Source organism: Paenibacillus alba (assembly GCF_013204855.1).
Taxonomy (GTDB): domain Bacteria; phylum Bacillota; class Bacilli; order Paenibacillales; family NBRC-103111; genus Paenibacillus_E; species Paenibacillus_E alba.
In genome coordinates, this window is record NZ_JABMKZ010000071.1 from 1 (window position 1) to 15,135 (window position 15,135).

16 protein-coding genes are annotated in these 15,135 nt (G+C 48.2%); 3 read left to right on the forward strand and 13 right to left on the reverse strand.

Annotation, left to right across the window (positions count from 1 at the left end):
• Positions 1 to 320 precede the first annotated feature (320 nt).
• The 3 genes from HQN90_RS37450 to HQN90_RS37460 form a co-directional block, all read right to left on the reverse strand.
• The gene (locus HQN90_RS37450; RefSeq protein ID WP_173227903.1) at positions 321 to 812 is read right to left on the reverse strand and encodes a GNAT family N-acetyltransferase; all 492 of its coding nucleotides are present in this window, start codon (positions 810 to 812) and stop codon (positions 321 to 323) included.
• 547 nt (positions 813 to 1,359) lie between these two features.
• Complete coding sequence (locus tag HQN90_RS37455) at positions 1,360 to 3,117, reverse strand: diguanylate cyclase (RefSeq protein WP_173227904.1); 1,758 nt, start codon at positions 3,115 to 3,117, stop codon at positions 1,360 to 1,362.
• A 52-nt stretch (positions 3,118 to 3,169) separates the two neighbouring features.
• Entirely contained in the window at positions 3,170 to 3,544 is a 375-nt protein-coding gene (locus tag HQN90_RS37460) for a response regulator (RefSeq protein ID WP_173227905.1), read from the reverse strand.
• A gap of 144 nt (positions 3,545 to 3,688) precedes the next feature.
• Between HQN90_RS37460 and HQN90_RS37465 the strand changes: the two genes are divergently transcribed.
• Complete coding sequence (locus HQN90_RS37465; RefSeq protein ID WP_338042443.1) at positions 3,689 to 4,366, forward strand: MBL fold metallo-hydrolase; 678 nt, start codon at positions 3,689 to 3,691, stop codon at positions 4,364 to 4,366.
• A gap of 317 nt (positions 4,367 to 4,683) precedes the next feature.
• On the opposite strand, the gene HQN90_RS37470 is transcribed toward HQN90_RS37465, so the two are convergent.
• The 9 genes from HQN90_RS37470 to HQN90_RS37510 all read right to left on the reverse strand — a co-directional run bounded on the left by HQN90_RS37470 (position 4,684) and on the right by HQN90_RS37510 (position 12,216).
• Positions 4,684 to 5,055, reverse strand: a complete 372-nt coding sequence (locus HQN90_RS37470; RefSeq protein WP_173227906.1) for a gamma-glutamylcyclotransferase family protein — start codon at positions 5,053 to 5,055, stop codon at positions 4,684 to 4,686.
• Between the two features lie 18 nt (positions 5,056 to 5,073).
• On the reverse strand, positions 5,074 to 5,904 hold the full coding sequence (locus tag HQN90_RS37475) for a sugar phosphate isomerase/epimerase family protein (RefSeq protein ID WP_173227907.1): 831 nt from the start codon (positions 5,902 to 5,904) through the stop codon (positions 5,074 to 5,076).
• Between the two features lie 31 nt (positions 5,905 to 5,935).
• Complete coding sequence (locus tag HQN90_RS37480) at positions 5,936 to 6,913, reverse strand: Gfo/Idh/MocA family protein (RefSeq protein WP_173227908.1); 978 nt, start codon at positions 6,911 to 6,913, stop codon at positions 5,936 to 5,938.
• Between the two features lie 106 nt (positions 6,914 to 7,019).
• On the reverse strand, positions 7,020 to 7,826 hold the full coding sequence (locus HQN90_RS37485; RefSeq protein WP_173227909.1) for a helix-turn-helix domain-containing protein: 807 nt from the start codon (positions 7,824 to 7,826) through the stop codon (positions 7,020 to 7,022).
• 151 nt (positions 7,827 to 7,977) lie between these two features.
• On the reverse strand, positions 7,978 to 8,265 hold the full coding sequence (locus tag HQN90_RS37490; RefSeq protein ID WP_173227910.1) for a CD3324 family protein: 288 nt from the start codon (positions 8,263 to 8,265) through the stop codon (positions 7,978 to 7,980).
• Positions 8,266 to 8,850: 585 nt separating this feature from the next.
• Positions 8,851 to 9,645 carry a LamB/YcsF family protein gene (locus tag HQN90_RS37495; RefSeq protein ID WP_173227911.1) on the reverse strand — a complete coding sequence of 265 codons (795 nt, stop codon included), beginning with the start codon at positions 9,643 to 9,645 and terminating at the stop codon, positions 8,851 to 8,853.
• 6 nt (positions 9,646 to 9,651) lie between these two features.
• On the reverse strand, positions 9,652 to 10,641 hold the full coding sequence (locus HQN90_RS37500; protein WP_173227912.1) for a 5-oxoprolinase subunit C family protein: 990 nt from the start codon (positions 10,639 to 10,641) through the stop codon (positions 9,652 to 9,654).
• The gene (pxpB, locus tag HQN90_RS37505) at positions 10,631 to 11,422 is read right to left on the reverse strand and encodes a 5-oxoprolinase subunit PxpB (protein WP_173227913.1); all 792 of its coding nucleotides are present in this window, start codon (positions 11,420 to 11,422) and stop codon (positions 10,631 to 10,633) included. The genes HQN90_RS37500 and pxpB overlap by 11 nt, the downstream gene beginning before the upstream one ends.
• Positions 11,419 to 12,216 carry an alpha/beta hydrolase gene (locus HQN90_RS37510; RefSeq protein WP_420851116.1) on the reverse strand — a complete coding sequence of 266 codons (798 nt, stop codon included), beginning with the start codon at positions 12,214 to 12,216 and terminating at the stop codon, positions 11,419 to 11,421. The genes pxpB and HQN90_RS37510 overlap by 4 nt, the downstream gene beginning before the upstream one ends.
• 107 nt (positions 12,217 to 12,323) lie before the next feature.
• On the opposite strand from HQN90_RS37510, the gene HQN90_RS37515 reads away from it, so the two are divergent.
• Complete coding sequence (locus tag HQN90_RS37515) at positions 12,324 to 12,644, forward strand: YbjQ family protein (RefSeq protein WP_079416725.1); 321 nt, start codon at positions 12,324 to 12,326, stop codon at positions 12,642 to 12,644.
• A complete protein-coding gene (locus HQN90_RS37520; RefSeq protein WP_173227914.1) occupies positions 12,641 to 12,886 on the forward strand; it encodes an HD family phosphohydrolase in 246 nt (81 codons plus the stop codon). The genes HQN90_RS37515 and HQN90_RS37520 overlap by 4 nt, the downstream gene beginning before the upstream one ends.
• A gap of 78 nt (positions 12,887 to 12,964) precedes the next feature.
• On the opposite strand, the gene HQN90_RS37525 is transcribed toward HQN90_RS37520, so the two are convergent.
• Positions 12,965 to 14,560, reverse strand: a complete 1,596-nt coding sequence (locus tag HQN90_RS37525) for a bifunctional metallophosphatase/5'-nucleotidase (RefSeq protein WP_275942657.1) — start codon at positions 14,558 to 14,560, stop codon at positions 12,965 to 12,967.
• Positions 14,561 to 15,135 lie beyond the last annotated feature (575 nt).

A 15,135-nucleotide genomic window follows, 5' to 3' on the forward strand; every position in this document is an offset into this window, starting at 1 on the left:
TGACTTGCTAGCGAGATTTTACAATCTCTTTTTTGAACGATTGCTCGTTCGTGCTTACTCACTCGTTGTTCAGTTTTCAAAGATCAATTTCTTTCGTTCACTGCCGTGTTACCGAAGCAGCAAGAAGTAATATACCACAGCTCGTTCATCAATTGCAAGCACTTTTTTTCTCGTCAATTTCTGTCGGTGTCTGTCGGTGTCTGTCCGTGTTTGCTGCTTCAAAAGCAACGAGGACTAATGTAACATGCTCAGCAACCAATTACAACCCCTCTTGGAAATGTTCCACTATTGCCATTGTTTCGAATGTTCCTACAGTGTCGCTAAAATTTCCCGTTAGAGCTTAACAAGTATTTTACCATCTTAAAATTAACTAACTTAACACCCTTGCGTTCAACAACCTGCGACTGAATTACTCGATAACCTTGACGTTCAAAAAATGGCTTAGCAGTTATACTAGCCTCTGTATCAATTTCAATAAGACCTAGTCCTCTTGCTTCAACTTCAAGTATGTTCACCAATGCAGCAGCAATTCCTTGCCCTTGAAAATCCTTGTGAATGTAAAGTCTATCTAAGTGACCACATTGTGTTATATCAGAAAAACCGACTATTTTATCTTTGATCTCCGCAACATACGTAACATTATGGCTCAAAGAGTCTTTCCAAGTATCCAGTTTGAGCATCTCTTCGTCTTTGGGAGCCCAAGCATCCAGTTGCTCTTGTGAGTAGTCCCGTTTGTTTACCGAATGTACTGTTTCATAGAATAAGGAGACAATTTGATTAATATCCGTATCCGTGAACTTTCTTATATCCATTTTGGCCTCCATTTTTTTAACATGTCCCGCAACTCTCCTGATCGTATCTTCAATGAAAAAGAAGAGCTGCTATTTAGCAAGCTCCTCCACTGTAGTTTCCCGTTACTTGTTTTTAAGGTTCATTTCCATACTAATCTATCAAATCAGCCCTCGCAAACATGACATTTCATCATATCTTATAGTATCACAGCGGAAAGGAATGATGGAAATGGCCTTATTACTAAATCACTTCTATGGAATTGTTTACCGCAATGCAAATGGAACCACAACCGTTTTTAACGGTCGTGTTGTTTCTCGGGGACTCACTTTCGTAGTCATCAGATTTATGAATGCCAGAGGAATTGTTGTTCTAAGAAGACTTATCCTTCGTCAAATTATTAGATTTGTCGCCATTTAATTGACGAACGTAAACAAGGGAGACCTGTATGGGATCTCCCCTACATAAGCTATTTCTCGATAGTTTCAAAGAAAATCAAAAAAAGGAGCAGCTTCAAAAAAGCCCCCCCCTTTTTTAGGAAGTGGGCCTCAGCCTAGACTCCCCTATCTTTTATTCTAAATTCATTAGCTTTTTGACACGTGCTTCCAGCTCAACCAGCGAAAAAGGCTTCGTCATATAATCGTCTGCACCCATATGCAGGCCCTTGACGACATCATCTTCTTTCTTTTTGCCAGAAAGCATCAGCACCTTCATGTCGCCCTTCGATAACCGCGAATCCTTCTTCATCTGCTCCAACAAGCTAAAGCCATCCAGCTTCGGCATCATCCCATCCAGAATACATGCATCGAATTTCTTGCTTAGCAATAAATCCAGCGCTTTTTCACCGTCGGCAGCGTGTGTAATCGTAATGGCTAAGTGCTCCAAGTGAGAGGTCAGAATGGCTCGTAGTATTGGATCATCGTCTACGATCAACAGGTTTTTCTTCTGAACTAACTGAGCTGTGGCCGCTTTATTGGAATGTGCCGCATTTTCCTCTTGAACAGCCCCCATAATACGATTTCGGCCTTGCTGCTTCGCTTGATACATGGCTTCATCGGCTTTGGATACCCACTCGGCTACTGTCATCCCTTGCTGCCACTCGGCTACGCCGCCTGAGAAGGTAATGGAGAAGGTCCGCCCTTCATATTGGGCCACCGGATTCGCGCGCACTTTGTTCAGAATCTCCTGAACGGTTGTCACCGCTTGTTCCATAGCCGTATTGGGCAGAGCAATGACGAATTCCTCTCCGCCAAAACGGGCAAGCAAATCGGTGGACCGCAAGTTGGTTTGCAATAAATGCGCCAAGCCTTGCAGGACGATATCTCCCACATGATGCCCATAGGTATCGTTAATTTTTTTGAAGAAATCAATATCAATAAAAACCAACGAAATCGGTGCCGGATACCGTTCGATCCGCTGCAGTTCCATCCCAATCTGAAGGTCAAAATAACGTCGATTAAACACACCGGTAAGCGGATCTCGGAAAGCCAGCTGCTCGAAATTTTTGGTTCTCTTCAGCAGTCCGTAAATTCTTGCCGCCAGTTCTTCATACTGAAATGGTTTGGTAACATAATCATCTGCACCTAAATGGAAGCACCGAACCTTATCATTTAGATCATTCCGCCCGGATAATACAATGAGGGGCAGCCATTTCAACGTCGGGTCTTCCTTAAGAAACTCAAAGAGCTCATAGCCAGATTGAGGGTGCATCATCAGATCTAGAATAACCAAATCATACGTATGCTGGCGCAATAATTTGGTAGCTGATTCCACATCAGCCGCTTCATCAACAACACAATCGTCAAGCTGCAAACGACGCGTCAAATAGGAACGCAGCACCCCATCATCATCCACCAGCAATAGCCGGCTTTTGAGCGAGCCCAGCATCGAGCCTCCGCCCGGGTCCTGCTGCTCATCCATCTGGATTTCCGTTAAGCCGATATCATATTCCATGTTCATTTCCCGAAGGATTTGCACGCTGCGTGCTGTGCTTTCTTCGACTGGTGATATAGGCACAAGTATTTCATCTATTTTGCTATCCAAGGACTGTGTCCATTCCCAAATGCGTACGAGATCCTCAGCCAACTTACCGATGCGCACATAGCCAAAAATAGGTGAACTGCCTTTAAGTGTATGGATAATGCGATAAAATTGGTTCAGCTCATCAACGGCAGGTGCAGATTGAATGGTATCAAGCAAGGAATTGAGCTGCTTTAACTGCTTTTCAAATTCACGGATAAACAGTTTTCTTCCTTGTCTAAGAATTCTTGCATCCCGGTCCGATTCGGACTTTGTATCCTTCGTTGGCTCTAGATTCGTATGACTCATGATTGGACATTCACCCTTTTACATAAATAAATTGCTCTCTATATGGTTCGTACTAAGATTGCAGTAATTGTCCAACCGTATCTAGCAGCTGGAGTGGGCTGAAAGGTTTAACAATATACGTCGTAACGCCGGCCGCTTTGGCCTTTTCCTTATCTTTATCCAAAGCTTTGGCTGTCAAAAGAATAACTGGTAAATCGCGGTTCGCATTATCGCTTTGCCGCAACCATTCACAAACCTCTACGCCCGTGCGTTCCGGCATCATATAATCCAAAATAATTAAATGAAAAGTTTCCTGCTCCAACTGCTCAATCGCTTGTTGACCATCCTCAACCTCTGTGATTTCATAGCCTTCATCGGATAATGTTTCTGTGAGCAGAAACCGGAGAGCTAATTCATCATCGGCAAGCAAAATTTTGTAGGCAGACATATCGTTTCTCCTCAACCAATAGAATTACCGCTAATTATAGCATTTTGTGTCGAAGCAAGAAACCTGGAAGTCAAGAAATTGTATATCTGATATCCATGCATTAGAATAGGAATATACGACATTAAACAACATATTGGAGGTAAGATGATGGCGATACAGGCAGGCATTACACCACTGATTTTGAAAATGAATGCAAGAGGGAATCCATTCCACGTTCACGCGACGCTTTTGTGGGACGAAAACGATGTGATCCTAGTAGATACAGGTTTACCAGGTCAGTTAGAGGTTGTTCGCAATGCCCTTGAAGAAGCATCTTTTCCGTTCGAAAAGTTGACGAAAATCATGATTACCCATCACGATATGGATCATATCGGAGGCTTACCCGACTTGCTTGCCGCTTCCGAAGGGCGCATTGAAGTGCTCGCTCATGAATTATCAAAACCCTACATACAAGGGGAAATTCCTACGCTTAAAGGCAAAGTTCTTGCGCCGCCTTCCAAAGTGGATGTTGCACTTCAAGACGGTGACATCCTTCCTTATTGTGGAGGCCTTCAAGTCATCTTCACACCAGGCCATACACCGGATCATATCTGTCTCTATCATCAACCAAGCCGAACCTTGATCAGCGGGGATGCGTTGACTGCTCAAGACGGCGTACTCATGCCTCCTAATCCGGATTTCACTCCTGATAGGGATACAGCTCTAAAGTCGGTTGCCAAACTGCTCGATTGGGATATTGCTACTGTGATTACCTATCATGGCGGGGTTTGTACGGAGCGGATTAAAGAACGCCTTGCCGAGATCGCTGAAGGTAAGAATTGAGAAACTGAAGACTGAGTAGGGCAGCGCTATCTCCGCGATTATTCCGCGTCGCGGTCAAGTTCCATGCTGTAAGCTCGTTTTTCGGCCTTACAGCAGCGTTCTCCCTTCGGCGGCGTACCTTAAGGCTGAAAAACAGCCCTATCTCCGCGATTATCCCGCGTCGCGGTCAAGTTCCCTGCTGTAAGCTCGTTTTTCGGCCTTACAGCAGCGTTCTCCCTTCGGCGGCGTACCTTAACGCCGAAAAACAGCCCTATCTTGTTTGCAAAGGCATCCCTATACAAAAAGAAAGAGCCGAATATCGCTATCGGCTCTTTCTTTTACCTTGCTTTCCAAGATCCACTCGTTATTTCCGTTAGCCCGCTGACATCTGTCCACATATATACCCAACCCTCGTGCAAGCCGTTCCTATCACGAATCCACACGCGCTCGTACTCATTGGTTTGTCCGGGCCCATAGTAGTCTTCCAAGATGTCCATCGCTCTAAGCCCCTCTTCCGTGACCTCCAGCCATTCCCCGATAACAGTACGCTCATCATCAGGCTCAGCCGGAAGGGCAAGTGCAGGGTAGTCACCTACCTGATACAAACTGCCGCGAACCGCTCCAGACTTGACCGATAGCAAGTAAGGTTCCACAACATAGTGGTTGCTTTCTCCAACTAGCAGGGTACCATAGACAAAAACTGAAATCATGACAGCTCTCTCCCAGCGCTATCGCGGCACGCCGCCAAGAATAATATCCAAATGCCGAGAAGTATCATATACCGTTTGCAGCGGACCTTCCGCGTATATCTCAACCTCAGCTGTCAGCGTATCCGTATAACCGATTTCCTGCAGCGCAGTACGTACCGCTGTCCAATTAACATCCCCAGAAAGCAGCGGCACAAAGCCATGGCCGGTACCTACGCTGGGACGATAATCTTTCACATGTACTTTTATGATACGTGAGCCCAAAATTTTGATCCACTGCTCAGGATAACCGTTATGCAAAATATTGCCCACATCAAAATAGACCCCAACATAAGGCGACTGCACAGCATCCACATAGGCGCGCATTTCAAGCGGAGACAGCAGAAATTTGTTCCACACATTCTCTATACCGATGCGTACGCGGCGTTTCTCCGCCTCTTTCGCCAGCAATGTAAGCTCTGCGTGGCTGCGATCGTAGCAAACATCATACGAAGTTTGTTCATTAACCGCTCCAGGCACAACAAGCACGGTATCCATCCCTATATGCTCTGCTAACCCCAGTTGTTTCTCTACAACTCGGCGTCCCTGTTCACGCACAGACGCGTCTGCAGAGGAAAGCGGGGTTTGCCACAACAACGAAGTGGATAAGCTCCGCAGCTGAATGTCATATTCGTTGGCCAAACGACCGATTGCCTCGGCCTCCGCAGCCGTCGTTTCCATGGTCAAACCGACACCGCCCAGCGGGTTAACATTCAGCTCGACGGCATCATAACCTGCCTCACGGCTGATTGCGAATACCTGTTGAAGCGGCGTCCCTTCAGGAAAACACCATTGATTCACACCTTTTAACATAGGCCGACCTCCTAAATGTTTTCAATGAGTGCTATTCAGCTGCGAGGTAGATCGTTTTTTTCGCTACAGCTGACTCGTTAGCCGCCAAAGTAGCTTCCAGTGTAGCCGCTGCTTCGCTGAAATCACCAAGCACGAGGTCTTGTCGTCCACTTTTGACTGCCGCTACAAACGCCCGATTCTGTTCGAGATAAAAATCCATCTCCGACGTAAGCGTCACATCTTGATTGTCATCTATAATACGAAGCGTCAACCCGCTGATTGACACGTAGAAGTCACGTCCAAAAAACTCTACATCCCCTCGTCCCATATGGCGGGACAAGCTGGTGTTGCTGATCGTGCCCAGCGCGCCGCTGCGTAAGCCAAAAGAGACAATTCCTACATCATAGACAGTTGCCTCCGGATGCAGACGCTGGATATGCCGCTGCTCATAGTTGGCTTGCACGTAATCAAACTCTCCCGCCAAATAGCGAATTAAGTCCACTTGATGTGTGGATTGCTCGACAAGCTGACCACCGGAGAGATCCATCTTCCGCCACCAGCTAACCTCCGGCATGCCGCCGATTCGATACGCAAGCACCATATCAATTTGCTTATCAGCCAAATATTGTTTGGCCTTCTGCACAGTATCCAAATAACGCAAGCAATAGCCTGAGGAGTGAATGATGCCGGATTCGCGGATCATCTGTTCTTTACGACGGACAGCTTCCATCTCTAAGCCAATCGGCTTTTCCGACAACAGATGGATGCCCCGCGCTGCCGCCGCTTCTTCAATGCCTTCCCTGGCAAAAGGAGGCGTACAAATATAGAGCGCATCAATGACGCCTGCATCCAGAAGCCCCTCCACCGTTTCATAAGTCTCAGCGCCAAATGTTTCAGCAATTTCCTTTGCCCGATCCCCATTCATATCGCATACAGCCGTGATGACCGCATCCTCGATTTGCTGCAAAGTTTTCAAATGATATTCCGCTATGCCCCCAACGCCGATAAAACCAATCCTGACTTTGTCCATCTATTGTGTTCCTCCTATAACTTGTTTGCGTTCTCTTCCTTATCATAGCGAATAAGCAAGCGGTTGTATTTAGGGAAAACGAACCGCAATTTACACAAAACGCAACTCAAGCATATGCGGAGCCGTGCTGCATCCGTTGACTTTTCCGCCAAACCGTAGGCGGCAAGCCCTCTTGCTGCTTAAACCACTGGGAAAAGGAATGCAGCCTGGAGAAGCCCACCTGCTCGGCGATTTCACGGATGTCCTTCTCAGTCGAGCTGAGCAGCCACTTCGCTTCCTGCAAACGGCACTGCTGCTGATATTGCTTTGGGCTAACCCCATACATTTGCTCAAAAACGCGCCGAAAAGCGGGCTCCGTAAAGCCGGTCAGCTCAGCCAGATCAGAGATCTGAATCGATTCCTGCATATTTTCACGCATATAGTCAGCCGCCTTAGTCACGGTCATTCCTTGCAAATCCTGCTGGGAATGTTCAAGTAAAAAAAGCAGCAATACTTCCATCCAAGCTGCATAATTCGCTTGTTTTTCCTTGAGGAAAGAGGCCTTCATCCGGAGCCACTCCCGAAACAAGCGTTCAAATCGTTCTTTATCCAGTCGAGACAACGCAAGAAAGAAAGGAGCTCCTTTCGCGCCGCCTCCGAGCTTTTTGAGCAGTTCCGAAATAGGTGCGGATACGCCCTGCAGCAGAATAACGCCAAACCTCACACTAGTCACGGCTTCAAATCGGTGAGACAGATCCGGGGGAATGATGACGATATGACCTGTTTCCATCACACTTCGTTTGGACCACTCAAACATCCCCCTCCCTTCGAGCACGATGCTGATTTCGACCGCAGGGTGACGGTGGAATCCATCATCATAGAACTCGGCATCATGGGTACCGATAAAACTTCGGATTTCCAGTTCATCTTGCATATAAGCTTTCACCTTCTCCAAACGATAGTAACGTTGCGCAGCGTTTTCTTCCTTTTATAGTTCCCGTCGTTAGGAGCTTTTCCTTTAATTCGCTCACAATTCGCCGCCTCGTCGCCACGAAAAAAAAGCAGCACCTCTAGGGATGCTGCTTCTACGCTTGATTTACTGTGATTTCACGCGTTTTCACAATGATTTTGCGGATGCTGTCTTCCGATAAATGAAAGACCTTGATCAGCTCCATAACGGTGGAGCCTGTTTGGTACAACCGGAAAATCTCTTGGTTTCTGCGTTCAATAATAATACGTGTTCCGTTATTTTCTCCCCATCCGGCGCGTTTCTGCTCTTTCTTAGGGATATATACGATTTCACCTTGGATATATTCTTGTAATTGTTTTAATAGGTTAGGGGGAAGAACGTCCTTCCCGTTCTTGTAACTCATGGATGAAAACCTCCTCAAATTGTGCAAAGCTAAACTTTGACGGATTTGCAGAGAGCATCTTCATCGCCCCATAACCTCCTACCATTCTCAAAAAATGGAATAAAAAAAACACGATCATAATCGTGCCTGTCGGTTGTATATGCAATTATACAATTCAGGTGAACGGTTATTCCACGAATGATATTCAGTTAGGAGACGAGTACCTCTGCGGCGGCCGCAACATTCATCGCTACTGTCATTGTCATTGTGTTCATTAAAAAGCACTCCTTTCACCAGATAGTTTATTGTGTTCGTTTGTTGCCTTGTTCATGTGTTCATCAGTTGTTCACATTTCTCATTATATGTAAAAAGCATCTCGCTGTCTACTCGTTAATTAAATTTTATGCGGAGGCCTTCCGGCCCCCGGTTGGAACAGTGATCCCTGCTTACGCAGAGATCACCTCTGTTTGTGTTGTAATCAACTTGATCACTCCTTTCTGCAGGAATTAAGCCGGCCGGCTACCTTTCTATTTACTCATATTCCCAGCTTGTTCTCAAGTGAAAGAATCATTATATTGATTCTTTCCTGACAGCGGAAATTCTGAGTTAACCAAGCGCCATGACAGCAATCCCGCTGCTGTCCAGCAACGCGCGGATATCCCGCGCGAATTCCAACGCATGGGCGCCGTCGCCATGGAGGCAGATCGTGTCCGCGCGCAGACTCAGGTCCTCTCCCTCAGGGGAGAGAACCTTCCCTTCGCGGACGAGCCTGATGACCTGCGCCGCAGCGTCGGCGGCGCTTGCCAGCAGCGCCCCCGGCTGATCGCGGGGCGTCAGCGAGCCGTCGCGCTGGTAGCTGCGGTCCGCGAAGGCTTCGCTCGCGGTTCGCAGCCCCGCGGCGGCGCCCGCCCGCAGCAGCTCGCTGCCGGGCGGGCCGAACAGCGTCAGCTCCGCGCTGACGCTGAGAGTCGCTGCCGCAATGGCCGCGGCGAGATCATGGCGCTTCGCGGCCATGTGATAGAGCGCGCCATGCGGCTTGACGTGCTGCAGGCGTCCGCCTTCGGCGTGGACGAACGCCTGCAACGCCCCGAGCTGATACAACGTCAGCTCGTAAGCCTCGGCCGGCGTGATCGCCATCTCGCGCCGGCCGAAGCCCTGCAGATCGGGCAGGCCCGGATGGGCCCCGATCGCAACGCCTTTGCGCAAGCACAGCTGCACAGTGCTGCGCATAGTGGCCGGATCGCCTGCATGGAAACCGCAGGCGATGCTCGCGGAGCTGACGTAGTCAAGCAGCTCCGCATCACGGCCAAGGTGGTAAGCGCCGAAGGCCTCGCCCATATCGCAATTTAGATCAATACGCAAAAGTGTCCACTCTCCAATCTTTCCATTCCTTGCTCCCATTTATCACTAGCCTTGTTGACTTCTAACCCAAGCTTGTACCCCGACTTCCAGCAAACGCAGATTCATAGCCTGCCTAAGAAGCTGTTCTTGTGCTTCTTGATGGCTGACCACCCGGAAACGAAGCGTACCCCCAGGTTTCACCTGAGCCACCAACGGCAGATCGGCAGTAATGACATGCGCTATCCGTGGATAGCCGCCTGTTGTTTGGCAATCAGCCATCAACAGAATAGGTTGTCCACCAGGAGGGACTTGAATGGTTCCTGGGATAACAGCTTCAGAAATCATTCCCTGAGCTAAACCATCTACTGGATTAAGCTGGCTTCCCTCCAATCGATAGCCCATTCGATCCGATTGCGGTGAAACTCGGAAGCTTTGCGCTGCAAAGCGAGATTGGCTCTCTGCCGTAAAATGAGCCGCTTCATTTCCCCATACGACTCTGAGAATCGGGTTGTCCTCATAATGCGGCCTGATATATGTACTTACTTCACCTTGAAACCGTTTGAAGCCTTCAGACGTTGACAATCTTTGCGGTTCGCAAACAGCCAAGCTATCGCCTGCTTGAAGAGCTCTCCCTTTATAGCCTCCAAGACCTGCCCGCAAATAAGTGCTTTGAGAGCCCATAATTGGAAGTGCCTCAAAACCACCGCTCACAGCCAAATAAGCTCTGCACCCTTTGACCGCATAATGAACATTTAGCTTACTTCCCTTTGGGATCACAAAAGACCGCCACATCGGCACACGAATGCCATCAAGCTCCGCAGCTGTTTCCGCACCGCACAGAGCGGCTATCATATCCTCTTTAGCGAGCATCCTCGGACCGAGCAGCGTCATCTCTAACGCACAAGCCCCAGCCGAATTGCCAACTAGGATATTAGCTGAACGATGTGCAAAATGGTCCATAGGTCCTGACGAAATAACACCGTATTTCCGATAGCCATAACGTCCTTCATCCTGCAAGGCTGACAACAGTCCTGGCTGAATGATCTCAAAGCCCATCGTCTTGCTTCCTCTCCCTTAGCTGCTCGAACTGTTCCGAAGATATGGCGACAAATCTCACTCGATCCCCTGCTTCCAGTAAAGAGGGTGGATGCGCATCAGGACGAAATAGAGCCAGCGGCGTGCAGCCTATTAAGTTCCAACCGCCTGGAGTCTCAAAAGGATAGATGCCTGTTTGCGCGCCGCCAATCCCTACCGAACCTGCGGGGATCTTCGTTCTAGGCTCCGATTTCCTTGGCGTAGCCAGCCGTTCACTCAATCCGCCCAGATACGGAAAGCCAGGCGCAAAGCCAATCATATAAACCGGGTACACACATGCCGTGTGGAGACGAACAATCTCCTCCGGGGAAACTTGATGATACGCAGCAACATCCGGTAGATCAGGTCCATAACTTCCGCCATAGCAAACGGGGATTTCAACGATGTTCCCTAGCTCGCTCATTTGACTTTCATTTTCTTGTCGAACATATTGTGCCATGATGGTTTCTATATGCTGGAGGACAATATCATAAGGCAGAAGTGCATTCGTTATCCCGTTGCGCCGCGCTTTAACCCTGGCATTCTGGGCAAGATTGTAACTATATACCAGCATGCTGTCATAAAATATGGTGATTGTCGTATAAGCGGTTACCAATTCTATAAAACCCTCAAAACGGTTTTTCTCCAAATAAACGGCCAATTGGCGAATCTGCTTCAGCAAAGATACCTCAATGCTCGTTCCTAACTGGAGAACCAGACCCGAATCTCCTAGCGGTCGGCATTCATAGCCGAATGGGGTCATGCAAAATGCTGCTTTTTGAGCCAGTTGGCACAAAGTTCAGGCCAGATATAAGCCTCCGCATGGTCACCCGCAAGTCCGATTCCATGACGTCCGCTTTCAAACACATGCAGATCAAAAGGCACCTTGTGTCGGCTAAGCGCCGCTGCGAATAAAAGGCAATTTTCGACGGGAACCGCGGCGTCATCTGCCGTATGCCAAAGAAAAGTTGGCGGTGTCTCTTTCGTTACTTGCTGTTCATTAGAAAGGTGGGCCACAAGCTTCTCATCCGGCGTTTGTCCTAACAAGTTATGCATCGAGCCGATATGTGCGAACTCTCCTTGGAATGTAATTACGGGATAGCACAGCACCATAAGGTCAGGACGACTGCTCTGTCTTTCAATCGGGTCCGCTGACTCTTGATCTCCTGCATCGAAGTGGGTCCCCGCTGTTGAAGCCAGATGTCCTCCCGCGGAAAATCCAAGAATCCCGATTCGATTCGGATCAATACGCCATTCTTCCGCATGGTGTCTCACAGTTCTTATCGCCCGTTGCGCATCTTGCAAGGGAACCGGATGTTCATATGGCGCTACATGGTAGTTCAAAACAAAGGCGGAAATTCCCAGTCCATTTAGCCACTTGGCAATTGGTTCCCCTTCGTGTGGAGCGCGGCATGAGTAACCGCCACCTGGGCATACTATGACAGCTGAGCTTATGCCTCCCCCAGGCACCGGATATAAAGTCAAACTCGGACATCCCTGGTTATCTTCACCGATGCTATCTTTGGATGCTCCGGGCCATAATTCAATCGTTCGAATTGTACTCACTGTGAAACCCCCTCATTTTATAAACGTACTAACTTAATAATATCCAATCTTAACCAAGTAGCAAAGAGTCTATTTGATGAAAAGGGAGCTGATCTTCAATGATTGTTGCAACAACTGAACAAATTGCGGGTTATGAAGTCACAGAAGTTTTGGGAAGTACATTTGGTGTCGTTGTTCGTGCACGAGGAATTGGCGGCGATATTCTCGCTTCTTTGAAAGGTTTAGTAGGCGGAGAAGTCACGCAGTACACGCAAATGGTCGAGGACGGACGCAAACAAGCTATGGACCGACTAGTTAAAAATGCTGCCGCAATGGGCGCAGACGCCATCGTCATGATGCGTTTCGACAGTGGGGATATCGGCCAAAATATGAGTGAAATCGTTGCTTACGGCACCGCGGTACGGACACGGAAACTATGAATGCTGTAACGCCATTTCTACTTTTTTATGGCGCTTGGTTTATTGGAATTATTGTGCTTTTTCTCCTTGGCTACATGATTTATGATAAGCGGTACAAAAATAATGGAGCAAACACGCCAGCGAAGCCTTCCAATGGCTTCCTCTCTACACCCGAAGTGTTTATTGATCCGAAGGATGGCTTCACTTACCGCGTTTATTACAATCCAAGATCAGGTGACAGAGAATATATTCGGGAAAAATAAAGCTGTCTGCATCGCAAAAAGCCGCACATACAGAGCTTGCGCTCTACCTATGTACGGCTTTATTTTATTGAGCGTGGCTTAGTCCCAAATAACTTCCCAGTTCTGATTCAGGGTGGCTTCTATCGTTCCCCGCTCCATAATGTACCCTGCCAAAAGCTCGGCCACATCCGTGGGAATATCCTTGATGACCGGTTTATTTTGGAACATGGCATAATTGCCGCCGCCGGCAGCACGATAATTATTCATCACGACATCGAACGATGCCTCGAGATTCAACGGCTTTCCTTCATAGTCAAGTTGAACTACTCGTGATCCGATCGGACGGGAAATGTTCAATTTGTACGTGATCCCTTCCCACATATCATAGTTGAAATGCTGAGGCTTTGGTTCTTTGAACTTGCTGCTCACTTGCACATCCCCCGTCGACGTCAGTTCAAAATACTCCGCAGACTGCTCCAAAGCATCCTTGATATCTTGACCGGAAATGCGGATCACCTTGAGGGTATTCGGGTAAATATAATTAGAGACAATATCTCTCATCGTAATATCCGCTGGAAATCCCGGCGAAACATTATCGAATAAGGCTGTATTCGAAATCAGCGATCCCGACAAATCCATCTGTACGCGGTTGATGAACTCGATCAAAGCATTGTCCTTTAAACGAATTTGCATCGGGTCCTTTACCCGCATATCCCCTGTCAATTTGCCGATTGGTTGATCCAGCCACTCTTGCGTTTTGGCTTCATATGGGCTTACGAGCTCTATCAGCTTCTTGTCCGCTTCGGTACCTACGACAGAAAGCAATTCAGATGTTTTGGCATCTATTTGCCATTTCCCCTCGACAAGCGACAGCTCCAATTGTACTTTCCCCAGCGTAACCCCCGTAGTTCCAGGTTGGACTACTATCACACCATTTACTTGAATTCCGGCTAAACTGCGGTGTTGATGCCCAGTCAGCAGAACATCGATTCCGTCGACTTCCATGCACAGTTGGTAGCCCTGATTCTCACCTGTCAAAGGTTCAGTAGGTTCTCCTGTAGTCAGATCTCTTTCAAATCCTCCATGATACGAAACGACTACAACATCAACTTGCTCCTGCTCCTTAAGCACCTTCACCCAAGTCTTAGCGGCTTCAACCGCATCAACAAAACGAAGTCCTTCAATGTGCACTGGATTTTCCCAATTCGGGATATAAGGCGTTGTCAGCCCCAGAATTCCCACACGAATACCGTTCTCAAATTGTTTAATCATATAAGGCTTGCCCAAGAAAGGCTCTCCACTCTGCGCATCCAAAATCGTCGCGCACAACCAGGGAAATTCCGATTCTTTGACCGCTTTGCACAGGACATCCAGTCCATAATTAAATTCATGATTCCCCACTACAGCCGCGTCGTAGCCCAAATAGTTCAGCCCAAGCACCATCGGATCCATCGGCTCGTTATCCAATCTCGCATGATGATAGGCAAGGGGTGTTCCTTGGATAAGATCGCCATTGTCAATCACTATCACTTCTTGATGGAGACTGCGTTCACTGGCAATGAGTGCGGCTATTTTCGTTAAGCCTACTTCGTTAGCTTGGTTGTTCGCATACTGGATCGGCAGCATACTGCCATGTAAATCACTCGTTTCCAATATGCTGATTGTACAAGTTATTTGTGAAGCCTCTTTAACCAAACTAACCACTCCTACGATTGAATTTATTTGTGTTGACTATTATACAATAGACATTGATAGATTGACAGGTTGCTGCTGTTTTGGGGTTGCGGCTTGGTCGGATTGAGTATGCTTTTTGTGGCGATCATGGCGGTTGCGACTACTCTGGGATTTGCTGCTTTTTCGGGCTCGAGACTGCCTTTTTGGCAGGCTCGGCGGCGGGGGACGGCTTCTTTGCCTCTGAGCCCACCTTTTCGGCAGGCTCAGGTCGGCTTTGCTGGGATTTGCTGCTTTTTCGGGCTCGAGACTGCCTTTTTGGCTGGCTCGGCGGCGGGGGACGGCTTCTTTGCCTCTGAGCCCGCCTTTTCCGCAGGCTTAGGTCGGCTTTGCTGGGATTTGCTACTTTTTCGGGCTCGAGACTGCCTTTTTGACAGGCTCGGTGGCGGCGGGCGGCTTTTCTACCTCTGAGCCCGCCTTTTCGAGACCGTCGAACAACTCCTCAACAAACCCCCACCCATCCTCTCCACAGCTAAAACGCAAACTTTTTAGCTGCAAAAAGGCATTCCTCGTCCATTCGCCTCACTCTTTGTTCCCTC